Genomic DNA, 21530 nt, shown 5'->3' on the forward strand with positions numbered 1-21530 from the left:
ACTCAAAATAAAGGACTTGTCATCATTCAATCTGTTCCAAAGGTGTTATTTGAATCCATTTTTAATTTAAATTTTTAATGAAATAAGGATGGATTTGGTTTAATTTTTTTCAACAGTTCTCAAGAGAATTGGCTTTTTTAATCTTAAAATCATCTTACTGCTCACCTCAAAAAAATTCCCTAAATTTGCACTAAAATTTCCAAGAAAATGAATTACGATATTATTGTCATCGGAAGCGGTCCCGGCGGATATGTTACCGCAATTAGAGCAGCTCAATTAGGTTTTAAAACTGCAGTGGTAGAAAAAGAAAACTTAGGTGGAATTTGTCTTAATTGGGGTTGTATCCCAACCAAAGCGCTTTTGAAGTCGGCTCACGTTTTCAATTACCTCAAACATGCGGAAGAGTATGGATTAAATCCTGTTGAGAATCCGGGTTTTGATTTTTCCAAAGTGGTACAAAGAAGTAGAGGAGTTGCTGGAAAAATGAGCAAAGGGGTCGAGTTTTTGTTGAGAAAAAATAAAGTTGACGTTATATTAGGAACTGCTAAAGTACAGAAAGGTAAAAAAGTTTCTGTGGTAGATGCGGAAGGAAAAACAACAGAATATTCAGCTAATCATATTATTATTGCAACTGGAGCTCGCTCAAGAGAATTACCTAATTTACCTCAAGATGGTAAGAAAGTAATTGGTTACAGACAAGCTTTAACTTTACCAGAACAACCAAAATCGATGATTGTTGTTGGGTCGGGAGCAATTGGGGTAGAATTTGCAGATTTTTATAATTCAATGGGGACCAAAGTGACGATTGTTGAGTTTATGCCAACTATTGTTCCAGTAGAAGATGAAGAGGTTTCAAAACATGTAGAAAGGTCTCTTAAAAAAGCAGGAATCGAAATTATGACCAACTCGTCTGTAGAGTCTGTAGATACTTCAGGTCAAGGAGTTAAAGCTAAAGTTAAAACGGCAAAAGGAGAGGAGATTCTTGAAGCAGATATCTTATTGTCAGCTGTTGGAATCGCTGCCAATATCGAAGGTATTGGCTTAGAAGAAGTAGGTATCCAAACTGATAGAGGAAGAGTTTTGGTTAATGAATGGTACGAAACGTCTGTTCCTGGATATTATGCAATCGGAGATATTCTTCCAACTCAAGCTTTGGCGCACGTTGCTTCTGCTGAAGGAATTACTTGTGTAGAAAAAATCAAAGGTCTTCATGTAGAGATGATTGATTATGGAAATATCCCAGGTTGTACTTATTGTCATCCAGAGATTGCTTCAGTGGGTCTTACCGAGAAGCAAGCTAAAGAAAAAGGATACGAATTGAAAGTTGGTAAATTCCCACTTTCTGCTTCTGGAAAAGCAACTGCAAACGGAGATACTGATGGATTTATCAAAGTAATTTTTGATGCCAAATACGGCGAGTGGTTAGGTTGCCATATGGTAGGAGCAGGTGTTACAGATATGATTGCAGAGGCAGTAGTTGCAAGAAAATTGGAAACGACTGGTCACGAAATCATCAAATCTATTCACCCTCACCCAACCATTTCTGAAGCAGTGATGGAAGCAGTAGCTGCTGCTTATGGAGAGGTTATTCATATTTAATTGAAAGATTATTCACTATAAACAATGGGATACAGTAATGTGTCCCATTTTTTTTGGAGAATTTCCCTCCTTTGGAGTAGACTTGAGAAATTTCATGAATTTTTGAGGGTTTTGCAGAGTGAAACAACCCTATGAACCTAAAAATAGTGAATTATTTAAACACAAGATTGTGGTCGAAGCGTCAAAATTCACTTATTACAAAAAAAGGATATTCATTTTTCAGAATATGCAAAGTTAAAGTAGAAAGATCTACAAAAATCCATTGAATAGAATTTAAGAAAACTATAAAAAGGAAAAAATTCTTAGGTAATACATATCATTAATTATGAAAATTCTGCAAGTCAACACATTCGTTTACTAATTTTGACCTATGAAAAACCACGATCTCGGTCTCGTTCTTTCTGGTGGTGGAACCAAAGGTGTTGCACATGCAGGGGTTATTAAATTTCTTAACGAAAAAGGGATTGAGCCTGGCGTGATTTCCTGTTGTAGTGCGGGTTCTATTGTGGGTGCATTGTATAGCGTGGGCAAGTCTCCTGAAGAAATTTTGGACTTTTTTAAGTCCATTTACTTTTTCAATTGGAAGCACTTTACCTTCAATCAACCAGGATTGGTATCCTCCAAAATCTTCAAAGTCTACTTGACGCCGATTTTCGGAGATATGAGAATTGGAGACCTTAAGAAGGAACTCAAAATTGTCGCAACCGAATTGGTTTCGGGGAAGCAAGTGGTTTTTGACGAAGAATTTAAGATTGTAGATGCGATTATCGCTTCTTGTTCGGTTCCGGGAATTACAACACCTCACATTGTGGAAAATCAATTGTTCAGTGATGGAGGGGTACTCAATAATTTTCCTGCAGATATCATTAAAAGCGACTGCGAAAAGATGATTGGAGTTTTTGTATCGCCTCCTCAAGATATAGGCATTGAAGATTTGAAGTCTCTCAAAGCCATTGTTTCTCGGTCATATGATTTGTTGTCATACCGTACGGAGGTCTTCAAATTTTCCTATTGTGATTGGTTTATCACCTCAAAACAACTTTCAAAATTTGGAATGTTTGAAAGAAAATCTGAAATTTTAGAAGAAATTTTCTCTATTGGATATCAATCAGCTTTAGAAAGCTATTCGGCAACTATATTTGCTAATCAAGCTGTGTAATTAGCAAAAGCTTCCTCAAGATTTTCGTATTTCCCTTTGAATTCAGCAATTGGAGAATCCATGATAATATTTCCTTGATGAATCAGGATAACTCGGGAACACAAAGCTTCAACTTCTTGCATGATATGTGTTGAAAGAATCACCGTTTTTTCTTTACCGATTTCTTTGATGACATTTCGGATTTCAATAATTTGATTAGGATCTAATCCATTGGTGGGCTCGTCCAAAATCAACAAATCTGGTTGATGCAAAATTGCTTGAGCTAATCCAACACGTTGTTTGTATCCTTTAGAAAGCTGCGAAATTTTCTTTGACTTTTCGGGTGTAATACCTACTAATTCTATAACATCATCAACTCTTTGAGTAGAAACTTTGTGGATATTAGCTACAAACTGCAAATATTCCTTCACATACATTTCCAAATATAGGGGATTGTTTTCTGGGAGGAAACCAATTTTGCTTTTAGCCTCAATCTCATGTTGGCTAACGTCTTGTCCATTGAAAAGAATTTGGCCTTGGTCGATTTTCAAAGCTCCAACAATAGATTTCATTAGCGTTGACTTACCAGCACCATTAGGTCCAAGAAGACCTATGATTTCATTCTTTTTGATTTCAAGATTGATATCATTAAGCGCAATTTGAGTTCCAAATTTTTTTGTAAGCCCGTTAATTTGTAATTCCATGTTGTTAAAAGTTGATTTAAAAAACAAAACTCATCCAAAGTAGAATGAGTTTTTTTATAATTAATCTTGTTTTATTATTTTGCCGCAGCAGTCTTTTCTACCTTTCTAACTGGTTTTTCAATTGGTGCCACTTTCTTTCCGAAAATTTTATCAATTTGTCTTTTGGTTAAAAATGCAGTCTTTCCAACTGTTTTTTCATTTTTCTGAATGTAATGTATAATCTGAACGGTTGTTTCACCATAATTTTTAGCAAAATTCAACCCTATAATATCGCTAGGAAGTTCAATGATGACTTCATTTTTTGGTGCATCTATTAGTCCATCAGATATTAGTTTGTACAAGTGATCATAATCTTTGTTAAGATCCAAAAAAGTAAAAGAGCGATAAGTATTAAGATTTCCGCTGTTAATATCTTGATAGTTAAAGATATACTTATTTTGTTTCTTGTATAGTGCAACCGAATTGTCTTTACCTACTTCTGTCAATGTCTCATTCTTAATCACTTTAATTTGTGAAAAAGCAGAAAGGGAAAACAATAAAGTAAAAAGTAGAATTGCCTTTTTCATTATTTAATATTTTTGCGTTTTGTATGTAAATTCCGTGCCAATCTAGGTACCATATCACACAATAATTGGGTGCAAAAATACTAATTTTTTGGTAACGAAATAAAAAATCCCAACATATTTTGATACGCTGGGATTATCTTGTGAACACGGAAGGAGTCGAACCCTCAACCTCTTGAGCCGTAATCAAGTACTCTATCCAATTGAGCTACGTGTCCAAATTTGAGGTTGCAAATATAATAAATTTTTGATTTCTTTGAAGGATGAAGTTCAATTTTTTTTACTTTTTTTTGTTTCTGTTAACCGTCATTTCTTGTAAAAAATCAGAAGGTACTGCGGAAAGTTCTGGTCTTGTAAAGATTACATCAAGGATTTCCTTTCATCAAGATAATGGCTTGTTGCGATTAAAGTCTGGTGATTTTCAATATGAGATTCCTAAAAAGGCTTTACCATACAAAAAAGTGGTACTTCTTAATGCAAGTTTGATCGGTTATTTTTCGCAATTATCGTTGGAGGAATCTATTGTTGGAGTTTCTAGCCCAGAGTATATTTACTCAGAGAAAGTAAGAAAATTGCTGAAGGAGGGCAAAATTTCAGATGTTGGGAACGAGCAAAAATATAATGTTGAAAAAATTATAGCTCTTCGTCCTGACGCTATTTTTACCAATCATATTACAAGTTTCGAAAACACGTATGACCTTCTCAGGAAAAATGGTATCGAAGTCATCTTTATTGATGAATTTTTGGAGAAAGAACCTTTGGAGAAATCGGCAGTCATTAAGTTGTTTGGTAAACTAATGGGAAAAGAAGCGGAAGCAGAGAAGGTTTTTTTGGATATCAAAACCAACTACAATCAGCTCAAAGGTTTGGCGTCTAAATCAAACGTAAGACCAGAAGTTATATGTAATGAAATTTATGGTAATCAATGGTATTTGCCAGGAGGGAATTCTTTTGTGGCTCATTATTTAAAGGATAGTGGAGCAAGATATTTTCTTGAAGGCAATCAAAGTACAGATGCTGTATCTATGAGTTTTGAAGAAGTTTTTTCAAAATCTAAAAACGTTTCGTTTTGGGTCAATGCTGGAAATCATAAGTCAAAATCGGAGATGTTGGCGATGCAACCTGCTTATTCTCAGATGGAAGTTTTTAAAAAAGGAAAAATTTATTCGGTGACAGGTAGGGAAGAAGGCAGAGCTAACGACTTTTTCGAAAGTGGGGTAGTCAGAGCGGACTGGGTATTGAAGGATTATATCAAGATTTTTCATCCGGAACTCTTGCCAAATTACCAATTGCTGTACATGAAGGAATTACATTGATTTTTGATAATATAAATTCGAAAAAAAAACTATCTGCAAAGTTGTAATCAGCCATGGTCTTATATTTTTTAGACTTCGTCAAACGCCTTTATTTCCTAGTCTCTATGTCTTTTCGCATCTTTTTCACAAAATGTTTGCAAGGCGTTATTTTATAAGAACATTTTTATATTTTTGCTTCAATCAATTATCGTATGTGGAAGAGAATTAAAAAGACGATTTATATTCTGATTTTAGCGAATATTCTGTTTATTGTATGGGGAAGATTTTTTAATCCACCTATTACTTTTACGCAGTTAGGTGGTCTTATTGAGTATGGAAAGCTAGATAGAGATTATATTTCCTATGATGATATGGGAAGTAATATCAAGAAGGCTGTTATCGCATCGGAAGATCAAAAATTTTTTGACCACAATGGATTCGATTACGAGGCGATCGAAAAAGCCTACCAAAACAATGAAAAGGGAAAAAAAGTTAAAGGGGGAAGTACCATATCTCAGCAGACCGCAAAAAATGTTTTTCTTTGGCAGGGTAGAAGCTGGCTGAGAAAGGGATTAGAGACAGTATATACTTTTATTATAGAGTTGGTTTGGGGAAAAGAAGTGATTTTGGAGCGCTACCTTAACTGTATCGAAATGGGACAGGGCGTTTTTGGCGTGGAAGCAGCTTCTCAATATTATTTCAATAAGTCTTCAAAGGATTTGAGTAAAAGTGAAGCAGCATGGATTGCGGCAGTGCTTCCCAATCCACAAAAATATGATCCGAAAAATCCATCGCCTTATTTACGAAGAAAACATAGTTGGATTATGCGCCAAATGAATAATGTTGTATTGAATACTACTACGAAATGAAATCTCTCTTCATGAGGAAAAGGGAGAATTTCCAAGTTGTTTTCGAGCGACATTTTTCCTCACCCGATTTAGTTACATCGCTTGATCCATTATCTGATGTCTTCCTAAGCATCAGAAAAGAGGATTTTAAAACGGTTTTAAATTTTCTAAAGGAAAATTCTGATATTACCATTAATTTCAGAAACTATATTCATCGACTCTTCGCAGGGAAACCTTTTGTAGTTTCTTTAACGGAAGCTAACATACTTTCTGAGAACTCTTTTTATCCGGAATTAAAGAAAAGAGTTCTGAATCAGATTTTACCTGCAGCAGATAATGAAAATACCATTTGGCATCTTGTTGATTATGTTTTCGTTAATCCAGCTAAAGATTTACAATATTTTAGGAATATTGAAGAGTCTGATTTGGATGAACTTTTTAAACTACTTGAAGTTCAGGATTTTATTACTAAAAAATCAGTAAAAAAAGATATTTATCTTGCGCTCAACGTTCTTTCTTGGCGAGCAATTGGTAACGCGATGGAGGTTGAGGTGGTCAACATGGTTCCTCAGTACAAAAATTACGATAATCCTTTTGTGGCTTTAGAACACGAAATCGAATTCTTGACGGCCCGTTTTAGAGAAAATCCAAATTTTGCGCCTACTCGCAGAGACGAAAACTACCGTCAAATCTATATTTTCATTCAACAATGTTTGGATTTTGTGGAAATGGCGTTCCGAAACTCTCAGAAGTACGGTATTTCTGGAAAAATCAATCAGTCCTTGATTAAAATTAGACAACAAGTTAGACGAATCAAAGATTTGGTCGGCTTATTGGAAATCAATACGGAAAATGATGTTAATGTAAGGTCTAAAGAATTGTTTTTTAGTGTTTTGGAATACAAATCCAAAAAGAATAATATCAAAGAGCTTTTGGATGATAGTACTACGTTGATGTCTAATTTGATAACCAATCATACAGCGCATATTGGAGTTCACTACATCGCATCTACCATGAAGGATTATTGGAAGATGCTTCGTAAAGCATCAGGAGGTGGTTTTATTGTTGGGTTCTTGGTAGTTTTTAAACTTTTTTTGGGTCACATAGGGAAGAGCGATTTTTCTTTAGCTGTACTTTACTCACTTAATTACGCCATTGGTTTTATCTCGATCTATTTATTACACTTTACATTAGCAACCAAGCAACCCGCGATGACGGCAGCAACAATGGCTAAAGTACTATCTGACGAACAGAACACATCACGAAATTATTTTGAATTCGCTCATGTGGTTGCTAAATTATTTAGAAGCCAATTTATCGCATTTGTTGGAAATGTTTTGATGGCTTTTCCAGTGGCATTGCTAATAATTTATGGTTTAGATTTGGCATTTGACAAGAATTTTGCTGCCGAAAAATCGACTAAATTGCTAAGAGATGTCAATCTTTTTCAGTCAAAGGCTTTGTTACATGCTTGTATCGCAGGTTTCTATCTCTTTATCTCAGGGGTTATTGCCGGGAATGTAAGCAACAACTCGGTGTACTATCAGATTCCTAAAAGAATATTGAAAAGTCCGTTTATTAATCAGGTTTTTGGAAAAAGTCTTGCTGAAAAACTTTCCAATTTTTACGCAAAAAATTGGGCAGGTATTGTTTCCAATTTTTGGTTCGGTACCATGTTAGGTTGTACCGCTTCTTTAGGACATTTTTTCGGATTAGATTTGGATATCCGACATATTACATTTTCGGCGGGTAATTTTGCATTAGGTCTCTACGGAAAGGGATTTCATGTAGGACTTAATACCATTATTATTTCAGTCATTACAGTAACACTAATCGGACTATGTAACTTTTTGGTAAGTTTTGGACTTTCGATGATTTTGGCGTTCCGTTCCAGAAGGCTTAATCTTGGAGAAGTTAGGGAAATCAATCGTCACATATTTCATTACTTTCTCAAAAATCCATTCAGATTTTTCTTTCCAATTCGTTCATTTTTAGACGGAAAAGCGAGAGAAATGATTGAGAAATCAACGACTTCAAGAGCTACAAAATCACAAGGTCGATAAAGTTTTGTTCCGGGAATTGGGTCTGAAATTTATTTAAGAAAAATGTTTTCCTCATTCTGAAATCGTTTTTCAAAAGGGGAGATTTTATTTTGATGAAAAGAATTTGGTCATTAAGATTAACACTCTCAATTTCTTCAAATAAGGATTTGTCCAAATAATCTTCCAAAAAATCTTTAACCTCGAAAGCGATTAACTTGCCTTCAAAACCATGAATTCTGGCAAATGCTTTTACCAATTCGGACGATTGAAATTCTCTTTTCTTTTTCATTGCGGGTTTCGAGTTATACGGGTTTCGAGGTTATAAATAGTACTTTTAATGGGTTTCAATGTAATTTATAAAATGGTTGATTTTTCCACCGAGTAAATTATACTTATTAATTAAGAAATTAAATTCCTCAAATTCAGGATAAATACGATTCAGTTTTTCCAGATGATTAATAGTTTCGTCATTACTTGAATGCGCAAAAATTAAAAATCTTATATATTCATTTTTATAACGTCTTCGTCCGTAACCCTCTACAATATTGGTGACAACGGAATCTGCGGAGCGTCTGACTTGACTTCCTAATTCATAAAGCTCATGTTTCGGCAGCTGAAGAGACAAACGATGAACCTCGAAAAACAATTCGAATGAAATTTTATAAATATCTAAAGTCCTGTAGCTCATCTTTTAATTTTTTTTAACTCGTAACCCGAAACTCGTAACCCCGCAACCCGAAAACTCATATCTCAAAAATCCTGCTCTCTTCATTAATTCTTTTCACGACAGATTCTGTGCGTTCTCTGTGCGTATCGGTAATGAAAATTTGACCAAAACTTTCTTGATTAACCAATGCAATTAATTGGGAAACACGATGGTCATCTAACTTATCGAAAATATCATCTAAAAGAAGAATAGGTGTTTTCCCAGTCAGTTCTCTTACTAAATTCATTTGAGCCAATTTTAGGGCAATGAGAAATGATTTTTGTTGACCTTGAGACCCGAATTTTTTCAGTGGATTTCCATTCATTTCAAAGTCGAGGTCATCTTTATGTATCCCTTTGGAAGTATAGGTTAACATTCGGTCTCTATCTAAGTTCTGAAGAAGAAGAGTACCAATGTCAGAATCATCCAAATCCGAAAGATAATTAACCGAAATATTCTCTTTTCCTCCTGAAATAACTTCGTAAAAATGCTGAATAACTGGATTCAATCTCGAGATGAATGCTTTTCTTTTCTCGAAAATTTTAGTTCCAAATTCCGACAACGGCGAATTATAAATTTCTAAAGAATCGGTATCAAAGGTTCTGTTTTTGGCGAAATATTTCAGAAGTGCATTACGCTGTTTCAGCGTTTTTTGATACTGAATTAAATTAAACAAATACTCCGAATCGGTCTGCGAAATCATTCCATCCAAAAACTTTCTTCTGCTTTCTCCACTGTCCGAAATCAGATTGGAGTCGTAAGGCGAAATCATGACACAAGGCAAAAAGCCAATGTGATCACTCATTCGTTCGTAGGTTTTATCGTTTCGCTTGATGATTTTCTTATTTTCTTTAGGTAAAAGAATTTTAATTGAATTTTCCTTTTCACCATCAAAGACCTGTCCATCGATAGCAAAAAAATCTTCCTGTTGACTGAGCGTAGTCGAAGTCATAATATTATGAAAATCCGACATTCCTAAAAAACTCTTTCCAACCGAAAGGTAATGAAGTGCATCTAATATATTAGTCTTACCTACGCCATTATTGCCGACAAAGCAATTGATTTGTGGAGAAAAATCAAAGGATTTTTCTGGATGATTTTTAAAGTTGATGAGATTTAGTTTTTGGACAATCATTTGTCAAAATTACTTCAATAAAACCAAAAACAAAAACGGAAGTCCGCTACAAAGTTCAACCCAAACAGAAAAGTACGAGTCTTTATTGGCGTTTTCAGAGTAGTAGATGAGAATAAAGGTTGAGATTGAGGTTAAATAAAATGCTAATGCAAATTCGAATTTTAAATGAAAAATAGCTAAAATAGTTGATGCAATAACAAAAATGTAGGCCAAGTATTTGGTGTTTTGGACGCCGATTAATCTTGGGAAAGTGACCACATCATCTTGTTTCATATCCCGAATATCAAAAGGAAGAACCAAAGCTGTGATGAAAAACCATGAAATCAGAAATATCCATAAATTAAACTCTGGCAAGATTAACCAAGAGTTGACCAAAGCCCATGTTAAACCAACGTAAAAAACTTTGAGTAATGGGATTTTTCGGATAATTTTTTCGAGGAAAAAACTGTTATATAACAATCCTAAAGTGATAATAATAAACCATCTTAAAGAATGAATTTCATGAGAGCTTGTGTAAATCAAAAAGCAACAAATTAGGAAGCTGAGAATGTTGAATATCAGAACTTTAGTGAAATTTTTTTTTTGATGCTGAAATTTAGTGTAAAGATATCCACTGAAATAAGTGATGAAAATAATAATGAGCGTTGTTGTACGGAATACATTTTGCTCCAACATAAAAAAAACCGCAAAAAGAGTCCCCATTAATGCGATAAAAAATTGGGAATCAACAACGTATTTTTTTAGTAAATTTAAAGATTGCATTTTTGACAGTTCTTCTGGTTCGAAACCAAAAGGGTCAAAACCAATAATAAACCCAAAAGTATGAAAAACCTAAGTAAAATTTTATTCATACTCCTCTTCATAGGGAGTTTTTTAACAATGGACGCACAAAATTATTACGATACCCAGTGGAAAAAGATTGAAACCAATTCCAAAAAAGGACTTTATAAATCGAATCTCCCTATTGTTTTGGAAATTCAGAATCAGGCCAAGAAAGACCATAATGGAGTGGAATTAATTAAGTCTTTGAAGGCAGAATTCAGTATTGTCAATGTGACGGAGGATGACACTCAAAACGATTCGGCCTCCCAATTTTTTGCAAAACTTAAAAAAATGGAATCAGAGCTCAATGGGGAAGAAAAGCTTGTTTATCAGGTTTTGTTGGGTGATTTTTTTCAAGAGCATTTTGATAATTCTTATTGGGAAATTAGTGAAAGAACCAACCTTAATTCTGGAGATTTTACACAAATTGAAACTTGGAGCACACTTGATTATAAAAACTTTCTTACAAAGAATTTTGCTGTTTTAGAATCGAAAAAATCTGATTTAAAAAAGATTCAACTTTCGAAATACAAGAGCATTTTTGAAGAGACAGAAAACATCGATTACTTTCCAACATTGTTTGATTACAATGCAATACAAGAATTTGATTTTTATAAAAATGAAAATTTCTTTACACCCAACGAACGAAAAGCTAATTTTTCAAAAATTAATGCAAAGTATGATGAACTAATTTCGAGCAATTCCGGCAATTCCAAACTCTATTTTCAGCTCCAAAAACTCAACTATAATTGCGAATTCAACAATTGTAAAGATAAGCTTAGTCAATTGGTGAAGTTGGTAGATGATAGCTCCACAAATGGAGATTATAAAGTGAAAATTATCGAAGATATTATGTCTGAATATTCTTCTGATAAAGATTACAAAAAAGCATTGGATTGGGCAGATAAGGCCAAAACAATGTTTCCTAAATCCAAGTTCATTAATAACATTACCAACATAGAAAACGGAATTAAAAATCCGTCTCTGGCAATTCATTTTGAGAATGAAACGCAAAGCCAAAAACCGATTCATTTGGTGGCTGAACATAAAAATGTTGACCATTTTTTACTCAATATTTATGAGGTAAAAGACGATTTGCAAGGTTTTATGAGGTATGCATCAGAGCCTTATAACAAAAACTCTTTCAATGAAATTAAAAAAGCATTGGTCAAGAAAGAGCAATACAATTTGGAAAATAAAAACGATTTCAAGACCTATAAAACTTCGTTGGAAATTCAACCACTTTCATCTGGACTTTATGTTGTAGAATATGTTGTTGAAGGTTCGGTTCAGGAAAATTTTTATTTCATTGCGTCGGATTCTCGACTTCTTATGCGTGAAAACAATAGTTATAACGAGGCTTCGGATGTTTACCATTTGGTCAATCGTGGAAATGGAAACGTTTATACCAATGAAAATCTTGAAATTTTTGAATGGGTTCGTGGAAAATCTCTGAACAAATTATCCACGAAAACGGATGCCAAAGGTGGATTTAGCTTTCCAAAATCCAATTCCGAGGATTATTATCGTTATTATTTAGTTAAAAGTTCAGGAAATAATTATCAGTTTGTCAATGTCTATGGTCGTGACCGTTATTCAAGAGACATCAAGGAGACACGAACTCAAGTACAGATTTTCTTAGATAGAGCGATTTATAGACCTGGACAAATCGTTTATTTTAAGGCGATTACCACTCGTCTAAAAGATGAAAAAGAAGCTGTTGTTTCGGGTTTAAAGCAAAGTATTAAATTATTTGATGCCAATGGTCAAGAGCTGTCATCTCAGGATTTTACTACCAATGAATTTGGCTCATATCACGGAAATTTTGTTCTTCCAAAGGGAAAACTGAATGGAAGTTTTTCACTTCAGGTTGAAAATGATAATTACGATGGCTACAAAGATTTTCAGGTGGAAGAGTACAAACGTCCGAAATTTGAAGTGACTTTCGAACCAGTTAAAGATGAATATAAATATGGTCAAACCATTGAAATTAAGGGTAAAGCCATGATGTTTTCGGGAGTGGCTCTAAGCAATTCGACCGTTAATTATGAAATTAAAAAACAAAATATCAGATGGAGATATTTTTGGTGGTATCCAAGAGGAAATGAAAACGAAAATTCTATTTTGGGTGAAGTTAAAACCAATGAAAAAGGGGAGTTTACGATTAAATTAGATTTGAAGAAAGACGAAACTTTAGAGGGAATTCAGATTGATAATTATGAAATTGAAGCTTCAGTTACCGATATCAATGGAGAAACGCAATCCGCAACAGAGAACGTTAAGGTAGCTTCGGTGTCTCACTATATTCAAGCGGAAAATGTTGGAAATACTTTTGCGGACGAAAATGTTCAATTAAAAGTTGAAACCAAGAACTATAACGAGCAAAATTTAAATAAATCTTACCACATAAAACTATCCAAATTAGAAGAACCTAATCGAATTATCAGAAGTAATTTTAAATCTGAGATTCAGGATTTGCCGAAATACACGCCTGCAGAATTTAATCAAAGATTTCCGCATGATGTGTATGACAAAAACGATGAAATCAAAAATTGGAAGGTTGAGAAAGTCGTGATGGATAGAATCGAGAATCGAGAACCGAGAACCGAGAATTCTTCTTCTGACACGGGAACAAAAAATGAAAACTCGAAATCTGAAACCCGAAACCCGAAGTTAGACCTTGGGAAGCTTGACGCGGGAACCTACCGCCTTGAACTCTACAATATCGAAGGAAAAGACACCATCAAGACGGAACAAAACTTCAAGGTTTGGGACAAAAGATTCTTGAAAGATTCTCAACATCCGTTTTTAGAAGTTATTGCACCAAAAGCTGAGGTCGAAAGAGGAAAGAAAGCAACCATATTTGTTTATTCAGCTATTCCCAATGCTTTGGTTAATGTCTTTACGCAGAATGGAAATGGCAAAACGAAAGTAGAATCGTTTCAAACAAAAAATGGAATTTTAGCTTATGAAACTCTTATTCCATCAGATGAAAGTATAGACAATCTTAATCTTCAGTTTCAGGTGGTGGCATTTAATGATGTTCAGACTAAAGAAGTTAATCTTAAACTCAAATCAGAAGACAAAAATCTGAAAATAGAAACAGTTACTTTTAGAGACAAACTTCAACCTAATTCTAAGGAAAAATGGACAGTGAAGGTTAAAGATGCTTCGACTTCGCTCAGCATGGCAGCCGATAAGCCCGCACTGAGCGTAGCCGAATTATTGGCCAATATGTATGACCAATCTCTTGACCAATTTGCTTCTAACACTTATAGTTGGCAACGACTTTACTACAAGCCGTACCTAATTAATAGCTATTTGGAACGAGTGAACTTGTTAAGTGAACATTATAGTAAGAGAACAAAATTTTTACAAGGTTATGATGTCAATATTCCACGATTTTCTTGGTTTGATGGTGGGATTTATAGAACCGAAGTTTTATATGCAGCTTCAAGTGTGATGGCTGTGGATTCTGCAGGTGTTGAAATGGAAAGAGGAATCGCTATGGATGCTGCAGTTCCAATGGCAAAGTCTGCAATGTCAGAAATAAGAGAGGATAAAGTTGAGGTATTCCAAAATATTGTTCCAGAACCAAAGAAAGCTCCGAAAGTACAAACTCCGCCACCTCCAATTGAAGAAGATTTATCAAAGGTTCCAGTTCGCCAAAATCTCAACGAAACTGCATTTTTCTATCCCAATTTATTAACCGACAAAGATGGAAATGTTTCTTTTGAGTTTACTTCACCAGAAGCTTTAACGAAGTGGAAGCTGATGTTCTTGGCTCATACCAAAGATGCAAGAGTCGCAACTTTAGAAAAAGAAGTCGTGACTCAGAAGGAATTTTCCGTCACGCCTAATTATCCAAGATTTTTAAGAGAGGGAGACGAGTTGCAATTGCAATCCAAACTCAGTAATTTAACTTCTTTGCCTCTTAATGGAATTGCTTCTTTACAGATATTAGATGCTTTTACCAACGATGATATTTCGAGTAAATTTAATTTAAATGACATTCAAAAAACATTTTCGTTAGATGCTCAGGGAAATACCGTCGTTAATTGGAAACTGAAAGTTCCAAGCAATGTAGAATCTATCATTTTAAAAGTGGTTGCCACTTCGACTTCGCTCAGTGGACAAGGAAGTTTCAGTGATGGAGAACAAAAAGCAATTGCCATTCTTCCAAACCGAATGTTGGTTACAGACGCTGTTCCGATTTTTGTGAAAGAAGGCCAAACGAAAACATTCACTTTAGAAAATTTAAAAAACTCGCACTCTCAAACCATTTCAAACGTTTCAAACACTTTGGAACTTACCACCAATCCGATTTGGGAGATTATGTTTGCTTTGCCAAGTTTGAAAGACGACCAAAATAACTCTGCGGATGTTCAATTCAATAAATGGTTTGCAGATGTTTTGGCTTCAGAAATTTTCAAAGCCAATCCAAGAATGAAAACCGTTTTTGATGAATACCAAAGCAAAGGTCTTTTGACGTCTAATTTGGAAAAGAATCAAGAATTGAAACAACTGCTACTTGAAGAAACTCCTTGGGTTTTGGAAAGTAAAGATGAAGGTGAACAAATGCAAAAATTAGCGAGATTGTTTGACGCCAATACGATGCGAAATTCCATCAATCAAGATTGGTCAGATTTGGTTAAACTTCAAAATCCTGACGGTGGTTTTTCTTGGTATCAAGGTTATCCGAGTTCGTATTACACATCGCTGTATATTTTGAAAAATTTAGGTCGAATTAATGAATGGTTGAAAGGAAACCTTTCCGAATATCAATCTTCCGAGCAAAAGGAAATGGTTAATAAATTGGTGAATTATGTTGATACTGAAGTGAATAATTATTACGATTTGTCGGTTGCTGAGCGCAGTCGAAGCAACATTTGGAACAATTTTGTTTTAGATTATTTGGATACCAGACATTATTGGGAAGCTCAAGTTCCATTGAAAGGAAAAGGAGCACAACTGAAAGCTTTGGTCATTCAGAAAGCTCCAAAAGCTGACATTAAGGATTTTACTTTTTTCGGATTGCATCGAGCTTCAATGTTATTTAATGACTACAAACTGACGAATCTTTCTCAAAAATTAATGACTTACCTTAAAGAAACGTCCACTCAATCGGAAACACAAGGTGTTTATTGGAAACAAAATTTAAATGATTGGGGTTGGTACTCGTCAAAAACCGTGAATCATGCAGGAGCTTTGGAAGCGTTCCAAAAATTGACTCCAAAAGATGAAAAGTTCATCGAAGAAATGAAAATTTGGCTCATTACGCAGAAAGAAGTTAATTCTTGGGAAAGTTCCAGAGGAACAGCAGAAGTCATCTTCACGATTTTGAATTCTGGAAAATCATGGACTTCTGTTGAATCAGATAAGGCTGAAATCACTTGGGGTGGAAAATTGTTGCTACCTCAGACTCAAGCAACAGGTTATGTGAAGCAGACGATGACTCCTGATAATTTAGACAAAAACTTAGCGACTGTTACCATTAAAAAAGACAGTCCGGGAGTTGTTCAAGGTGGTTTATTCTGGCAATATTATGAGGATTTGGATAAAATAAAATCTTCAGAATCTTACATTTCCATCACAAAAGAACTCTACAAAAAAGTGAAAACCGAAAATGGAGAAGAGTTGAAGAAAATCACACCGGAAACACCTTTGAAAATCGGAGATAAAGTAACCGTTAGAATGATTCTGAACACCGACCGAAATATGGAATTCATTCACCTGAAAGATATGAGAGCGGCAGGTTTTGAACCACTGAATGTTATTTCGAAATACCAATGGAATAACGGTTTGGGTTATTACGAGAGTACTAAAGACGCTTCAACTAACTTCTACATACAATATATGCCGAAAGGGAAATATGTTTTTGAGTACGATTACATCTGTAATGCATCAGGAACTTTCAGCAACGGAATTACAACGCTTCAAAATTATTACGCTCCACAAATGAACGCGCATACCAAGGGAACCAAAATTTCGATAAGCGAATAATTTTTAAAATAGGAATAATCAAAAGGGTCGGGCTTTAGCCCGACTTTTTTATTCGTTTGCAAGTCGGCTTTAGCTAAAATAAATAACTAAAAACAAGAGTTCTTCCTCTACTTATGTTAATATACTTACTTTTTTTCAACATCGCGTCTCCGCTTATTAGTAAGTTTCGTCCTTAGTTTATTTTTTTAAGCTGCTAATTAGTCCAAAAAATTACTTTTTGATAAATGTCAAAGGAAATCATTTTCGGTCAACGGAAATTTGCATCCACAAACAACATCAAAAATGAAAACGCTAAGAAGAACTCTAATTGCTGTCATCATCGGTTCTCCTTTCATACTGAAAGCACAATCGGCACCGACAATGCAAGAACTCTTTAATGCTGCAATTTCCAAAGATGCCACCATCGAACAACAAAATCTAGAACTGAAATCAAACGAATTAGATGAGAGAAAACTAAAAGATGTCTTTCTTCCAACCTTTGAGATTTCTGGAAAAGGCGGATATCTTAACGGAACAGCTAGGTTTATTTCTCCAGAGATTTCGATTCCTGCAGTTCAACCTATTTTTCCTGGTGCCCATTATCCTGAAGGAACCTTTAATAACAACTTCAATCTTTCTGGATTTGATGCCACAGCGAAAGCGGAAGCCAAAGTGCTTTTGTACTCAGGCGGAAAGGTTAAACATTTGAAGAAAGCAGTCGAAGAAAAAAGTAATGCTATCCAAGCTTTGCAGGTTAAAAATCAAGATGAAGTTTTGACCAATATTTCGAAAGCTTATGATCAATTTGCATTGGTTAGTCAATCAAAAAAAGTTTTGGACGAAAGCAAAAAGAGATTGGATGCTAACAAAAAAACTGCGGAAAAAGCGCTTGGATATGGATTAATTACTCCTTATGACTATAAGAAAATCGAATTAGCTCAAGCTACTTTAGATTCGAAAATGGTGGAATACGAAGGAAAAAAAGAGTTGTTAATCACTCAACTACATATTTTGACAGGTATTGAAAAAGAAAGAATCGCACTTATCAATCCTGATTTGGAAAAAATTGACTATTTGGTAGCAAATCAGACCATTGACAATAGGGCAGAACTCAAAGCTTTGGATTTTGGAATGAAGGCGATTGACGCTAAAATAAAAGCTGAAAAAACTTGGTGGATTCCTAAAGTTCAGGCGTTGACTTCGCTATCTTATGCAGGATTTTACAATACTAATCTTTCTTCTTCACAGCCAATTATTCCAGGTATAAGCAACAAGTTGGATTATGATTTAACCAACTTTAGTTTATTTCCAGTTTTTCAAGCAGGAGTGGGGTTCAAATGGGATGTCTTTGATGGAAACGAAGGAAAACATCAAATAGAAAAAGCCAAAATCGACCGAGAAGTTTTAGAAAGTAAAAAATCGGATGCTGAAAGAAAACTTCAAATTAATCTCGCCAATAATCAAACCAATTATGATATTGCCGATGCTCAGATTGCATTGAAATCCAAGGCTAAGGAAATTGCAAAAAATGCTTTAACTCAGGCTGAAAAGGAGTTCAGATATGGTCTGATAAAATCTACTCAATTAATCGAAGCCGAAAATGACTTAGAGTCTGCGGAACTCGAATATGAGACGGCGATTTTTAACCAAAGAAGAGCTGCGGTCGAACTTATGAAAGCGACTCAAAATTTATCCATCGAAAAACTTTAATTCTACAAACATTACAATAAAATGAAATCATATATCGCAAAATTATTCACTATTGCAACTCTTGTAATTTTGGTTGCTTGTAAGAACGAAACTCCTGAAAAAATAACCGAAGGAAAAACTAAAAAGGAAGTTGTTTCCTTTGCTCCAAAAGTAACAGGAAGAATTCTGAAAATCTATGTTCAGGAGGGGCAAACTGTTAAAGTGGGTGATACTTTGGCCATGTTAGATGTACCAGAAGTGACCGCAAAGATTGCTCAAGCAAGAGGAGCAACTGCTGCAGCTTCAGCACAGGCACAAATGGCAAGGAATGGAGCAAGTGCAGACCAACTTCGTCAATTAAGAGCAAAACAAAGCGGACTGAAAGAACAATACGAATTTGCTCAAAAATCTTACAAAAGAGCAACTAATATGTATAAAGACAGTCTTTTGTCACCACAGAATTATGATGAAGCTTTTGCGAAATATCAAGGTGCTAAAGCACAGTTAGACGCTGTTAATGCAGAATTACACGATGTAGAGTTAGGAACAAGAGTCGAAAAAATCGAAATGGCAGTTGGGCAAGAAAATCAGGCGAGAGGAGTGTTACAAGAAGCTAATATTGCGTATTCCGAAAGATATATTATTGCAACCAACGACATGGAAATAGAAACCATTTCTTTGAATGTAGGCGAATTGGCAACGGCGGGTTATGCATTGTTTAATGGATATATTCCTGAGTCCACTTATTTTAGGTTTAGCATTCCGGAAAGTAAAATTTCAAAATATCAAAAAGACATGCAGGTAACGATGAAATCTACTTATGGTAACCAAGAATTTTTAGGAAAAATAGTTTCGATAAAACAATTGACTAAGTATGCTGATATAACCACCGCTTTCCCAGATTATCAACCAGAAGATGCGGTTTATGAAATTAAAGTGAAGCCGATTGACCAATCAAAAGTAAAAGGATTATTGGTGAACTCTAGTGTGACTTTAAGGTAATCTTAACCGAAAATTCAACAAAAATGAAACAGTTAAGATATCTTCTTAAAAGAGAGTTTCGCTTGTTTTTGACCAACAAAACGATGCTCTCGGTGTTTTTTGTAGCACCTATTTTTTACGCGCTTTTAATGGGTTTTACCTACAAAAGTGGTAAAGTAACGGACATTCCTGTGATTGTTGTTAACCACGATAAGACCCCACTTTCTAACCAAGTTGTGGACATGTTAGAGGACAATAATTCAATTAAAGTTTTGAATTATGTCGCAGAACCCGCATCTCTAAAAGATGAGGTCATTAAAACCGAAGCAGGAGCTGTGGTCGTAATTCCTGAAAGATTTGAAGCCAATATGCTTCAAAAAAAATATCCTGAAGTTAATGTTTATGTCAATACTTCTAACGTTCTCACCGCTAATTTTGCTTCAAAAGCGATTCAGTTGACTTTGGGGACTTTTTCTGCAGGAGCTGAAATCAAAGCCTTGCAAAAAAAAGGGATGAACACCGACCAAGCCAAAAGTAATATCGAACCTTTCAAAGCCAATTATATTACGCTGTTCAATACGACCAGTAATTATTTGATATTTATGTGGCCAGCGTTGATGGCGGTGGTTTTGCAGCAGGTGATTTTATTGGCAATGGCGGTTACTTTTTCGGAGGAATTCAAGCGAGATTCGTTTGTTAGGGATTTTGCAGGAAAAGAAAAATATGCGGTTTTGGTGATGGCGATTAAATGTCTTCCGGTTTGGCTTTTTTCAAATCTTAATATTCTGGTTTTTTATTTATGTAGCGTTTATTTTAAAATTCCAATTCCAGAAAATGTGATGAACTTTTTCTTGGTTACAGCGGCTTTCATTGTGGCGGCAACCAATCTTGGAGTTTTAGTAAGTATCCTGATTCCAGACGCACTTAAAGCGACCCAAATTTTGATGGTTATTGCTTCACCTGCTTTTATTATTAGCGGATTTACTTGGCCAACTTACGCAATGCCTCAATTTATCGCTGGTTTTACCAAAATTATTCCTTTAACACCGTATTTAGAGGCTTTAAAAATCATGGTAGTGGAAAAAGGTTCCGACTATCTTACTTATCGATATTTCTGGCATTTGTTCATTTTAGGATGGGTTTATTTTATCCTTGGGTGGATTGCTTTGAAGATTAAAATTCATTTCTTATTCAAGGAATATCGAATTGAAGAAAATGACGAAGGTCAAATGACTGACATTATGTAGAGTTTTCATTTTTAATGTTTGTGATGGGCGTTTCAAAGCTGTTTTGGAGCGCTCATTTTTTGTATTTTTGTGGAAAATAATACCTATGAAAATTCTTCAAGAGCTAGAGAAACGTATCAAAATCGATGAAGAAATCGAAAGGTTTTTTCATGAAGAATGTCAAACAGCCACTTTCGAGAAGGGCAAGTTACTTAGCGAGCAAAATCACTATAATCGAAAAATTTTCTTTGTGGATGAAGGATTGATGAGGATGTTCTATTACGAAAATGGGAAAGACATTACGACTAATTTCTACTCCGAAGGTAGAATCACTGCAAATATTGATACTCTTTTCAAAAATCAGCCTTCTCGCAACAATATAGAGACGATTGAGAAATCTATTATCACAACATGCAATTACGAAAAATTGGAGGATTTGTGTGCTGTTTCGCTTACAGCAGCTAATTTCAGTCGTTATATCTTAGGGAATTTGATGACAGAGATGTCTGCTCGAATATCATCACTTCAGTACATGACTGCTAAGGAAAAGTATAACAATTTACTGGAAGAAAATCCTAATATTATTCTGCGTGCTCCTTTAGGAATGATTGCGACCTATCTTGGAATTTCCCAAGAAACTTTGAGCCGAATTAGAAGCGAAAAGTAAAACTTCGTTTTAACACTTTTAGTCGATGTGCTCATGGTTTTCCAGTGAGAGGATTAGACGCACTTTGACGTCTATAAAACTTAATGAATGATGGTATTTACAATACCCACTTTATTGTCTCATTTTAATTTTA

Annotated in this window: 16 protein-coding genes and 1 tRNA gene; 10 read left to right on the plus strand and 7 right to left on the minus strand. The window is 34.9% G+C overall.

The window, feature by feature from the left end; all coding sequences use genetic code 11:
- Positions 1-207: 207 nt before the first annotated feature.
- Both lpdA and AC4AGG_RS05600 read left to right on the plus strand, forming a co-directional pair.
- Positions 208-1599 carry a dihydrolipoyl dehydrogenase gene (gene lpdA, locus AC4AGG_RS05595; RefSeq protein ID WP_489771006.1) on the plus strand — a complete coding sequence of 464 codons (1392 nt, stop codon included), beginning with the start codon at positions 208-210 and terminating at the stop codon, positions 1597-1599.
- 370 nt (positions 1600-1969) lie between these two features.
- A complete protein-coding gene (locus AC4AGG_RS05600; RefSeq protein ID WP_489771007.1) occupies positions 1970-2758 on the plus strand; it encodes a patatin-like phospholipase family protein in 789 nt (262 codons plus the stop codon).
- Here the strand turns inward: AC4AGG_RS05600 and AC4AGG_RS05605 are convergent.
- The 3 genes from AC4AGG_RS05605 to AC4AGG_RS05615 form a co-directional block, all read right to left on the minus strand.
- Positions 2746-3441, minus strand: a complete 696-nt coding sequence (locus tag AC4AGG_RS05605) for an ABC transporter ATP-binding protein (RefSeq protein ID WP_489771008.1) — start codon at positions 3439-3441, stop codon at positions 2746-2748. The two genes, AC4AGG_RS05600 and AC4AGG_RS05605, sit on opposite strands and share 13 nt — an antisense overlap.
- 74 nt (positions 3442-3515) lie before the next feature.
- Entirely contained in the window at positions 3516-4007 is a 492-nt protein-coding gene (locus AC4AGG_RS05610) for a hypothetical protein (RefSeq protein ID WP_489771009.1), read from the minus strand.
- A gap of 141 nt (positions 4008-4148) precedes the next feature.
- Positions 4149-4222: transfer RNA gene (locus tag AC4AGG_RS05615), tRNA-Arg, on the minus strand.
- A gap of 72 nt (positions 4223-4294) precedes the next feature.
- On the opposite strand from AC4AGG_RS05615, the gene AC4AGG_RS05620 reads away from it, so the two are divergent.
- From AC4AGG_RS05620 to AC4AGG_RS05630, 3 genes are all read left to right on the plus strand, one after another.
- Entirely contained in the window at positions 4295-5320 is a 1026-nt protein-coding gene (locus AC4AGG_RS05620) for an ABC transporter substrate-binding protein (RefSeq protein WP_489771010.1), read from the plus strand.
- 191 nt (positions 5321-5511) lie between these two features.
- A complete protein-coding gene (gene mtgA / locus AC4AGG_RS05625) occupies positions 5512-6168 on the plus strand; it encodes a monofunctional biosynthetic peptidoglycan transglycosylase (protein WP_489771011.1) in 657 nt (218 codons plus the stop codon).
- 11 nt (positions 6169-6179) lie between these two features.
- A complete protein-coding gene (locus AC4AGG_RS05630) occupies positions 6180-8210 on the plus strand; it encodes a recombinase (protein ID WP_489771012.1) in 2031 nt (676 codons plus the stop codon).
- Here AC4AGG_RS05630 and AC4AGG_RS05635 read toward each other — a convergent pair.
- From AC4AGG_RS05635 to AC4AGG_RS05650, 4 genes are read right to left on the minus strand one after another with little or no spacing between them, the layout of a single operon-like run.
- Positions 8188-8478 (minus strand): hypothetical protein, encoded by a 291-nt coding sequence (locus AC4AGG_RS05635; RefSeq protein ID WP_489771013.1) that lies wholly within the window; start codon positions 8476-8478, stop codon positions 8188-8190. The two genes, AC4AGG_RS05630 and AC4AGG_RS05635, sit on opposite strands and share 23 nt — an antisense overlap.
- A 45-nt stretch (positions 8479-8523) precedes the next feature.
- Entirely contained in the window at positions 8524-8877 is a 354-nt protein-coding gene (locus tag AC4AGG_RS05640; protein WP_489771014.1) for a four helix bundle protein, read from the minus strand.
- A 55-nt stretch (positions 8878-8932) separates the two neighbouring features.
- Positions 8933-10030 (minus strand): DNA replication/repair protein RecF, encoded by a 1098-nt coding sequence (gene recF, locus AC4AGG_RS05645; RefSeq protein ID WP_489771015.1) that lies wholly within the window; start codon positions 10028-10030, stop codon positions 8933-8935.
- Positions 10031-10039: 9 nt separating this feature from the next.
- Positions 10040-10792, minus strand: a complete 753-nt coding sequence (locus tag AC4AGG_RS05650) for a UbiA prenyltransferase family protein (protein ID WP_489771016.1) — start codon at positions 10790-10792, stop codon at positions 10040-10042.
- A gap of 60 nt (positions 10793-10852) precedes the next feature.
- Here AC4AGG_RS05650 and AC4AGG_RS05655 point away from each other — a divergent pair, with 60 nt between their 5' ends.
- From AC4AGG_RS05655 to AC4AGG_RS05675, 5 genes are all read left to right on the plus strand, one after another.
- Entirely contained in the window at positions 10853-16855 is a 6003-nt protein-coding gene (locus AC4AGG_RS05655; RefSeq protein WP_489771017.1) for an alpha-2-macroglobulin family protein, read from the plus strand.
- Positions 16856-17137: 282 nt separating this feature from the next.
- Positions 17138-18544, plus strand: coding sequence for a TolC family protein (locus AC4AGG_RS05660; RefSeq protein ID WP_489771018.1), 1407 nt, complete (start codon positions 17138-17140; stop codon positions 18542-18544).
- A gap of 21 nt (positions 18545-18565) precedes the next feature.
- Positions 18566-19525 (plus strand): HlyD family secretion protein, encoded by a 960-nt coding sequence (locus tag AC4AGG_RS05665; RefSeq protein ID WP_489771019.1) that lies wholly within the window; start codon positions 18566-18568, stop codon positions 19523-19525.
- Between the two features lie 23 nt (positions 19526-19548).
- The gene (locus AC4AGG_RS05670) at positions 19549-20751 is read left to right on the plus strand and encodes an ABC transporter permease (RefSeq protein ID WP_489771020.1); all 1203 of its coding nucleotides are present in this window, start codon (positions 19549-19551) and stop codon (positions 20749-20751) included.
- 85 nt (positions 20752-20836) lie between these two features.
- The gene (locus AC4AGG_RS05675; RefSeq protein ID WP_489771021.1) at positions 20837-21397 is read left to right on the plus strand and encodes a Crp/Fnr family transcriptional regulator; all 561 of its coding nucleotides are present in this window, start codon (positions 20837-20839) and stop codon (positions 21395-21397) included.
- Positions 21398-21530: the final 133 nt, after the last annotated feature.

It is taken from the genome of Chryseobacterium sp. CG10_8 (assembly GCF_058117085.1).

Coding starts and splice junctions, on each gene's coding strand:
- lpdA (WP_489771006.1), top strand. CDS start 208: ATGAATTACGATATTATTGTCATCGGAAGCGGTCCCGGCGGATATGTT.
- AC4AGG_RS05600 (WP_489771007.1), top strand. CDS start 1,970: ATGAAAAACCACGATCTCGGTCTCGTTCTTTCTGGTGGTGGAACCAAA.
- AC4AGG_RS05605 (WP_489771008.1), bottom strand. CDS start 3,441: ATGGAATTACAAATTAACGGGCTTACAAAAAAATTTGGAACTCAAATT.
- AC4AGG_RS05610 (WP_489771009.1), bottom strand. CDS start 4,007: ATGAAAAAGGCAATTCTACTTTTTACTTTATTGTTTTCCCTTTCTGCT.
- mtgA (WP_489771011.1), top strand. CDS start 5,512: ATGTGGAAGAGAATTAAAAAGACGATTTATATTCTGATTTTAGCGAAT.
- AC4AGG_RS05630 (WP_489771012.1), top strand. CDS start 6,180: ATGAGGAAAAGGGAGAATTTCCAAGTTGTTTTCGAGCGACATTTTTCC.
- AC4AGG_RS05635 (WP_489771013.1), bottom strand. CDS start 8,478: ATGAAAAAGAAAAGAGAATTTCAATCGTCCGAATTGGTAAAAGCATTT.
- AC4AGG_RS05640 (WP_489771014.1), bottom strand. CDS start 8,877: ATGAGCTACAGGACTTTAGATATTTATAAAATTTCATTCGAATTGTTT.
- recF (WP_489771015.1), bottom strand. CDS start 10,030: ATGATTGTCCAAAAACTAAATCTCATCAACTTTAAAAATCATCCAGAA.
- AC4AGG_RS05650 (WP_489771016.1), bottom strand. CDS start 10,792: ATGCAATCTTTAAATTTACTAAAAAAATACGTTGTTGATTCCCAATTT.
- AC4AGG_RS05655 (WP_489771017.1), top strand. CDS start 10,853: ATGAAAAACCTAAGTAAAATTTTATTCATACTCCTCTTCATAGGGAGT.
- AC4AGG_RS05660 (WP_489771018.1), top strand. CDS start 17,138: ATGAAAACGCTAAGAAGAACTCTAATTGCTGTCATCATCGGTTCTCCT.
- AC4AGG_RS05665 (WP_489771019.1), top strand. CDS start 18,566: ATGAAATCATATATCGCAAAATTATTCACTATTGCAACTCTTGTAATT.
- AC4AGG_RS05670 (WP_489771020.1), top strand. CDS start 19,549: ATGAAACAGTTAAGATATCTTCTTAAAAGAGAGTTTCGCTTGTTTTTG.
- AC4AGG_RS05675 (WP_489771021.1), top strand. CDS start 20,837: ATGAAAATTCTTCAAGAGCTAGAGAAACGTATCAAAATCGATGAAGAA.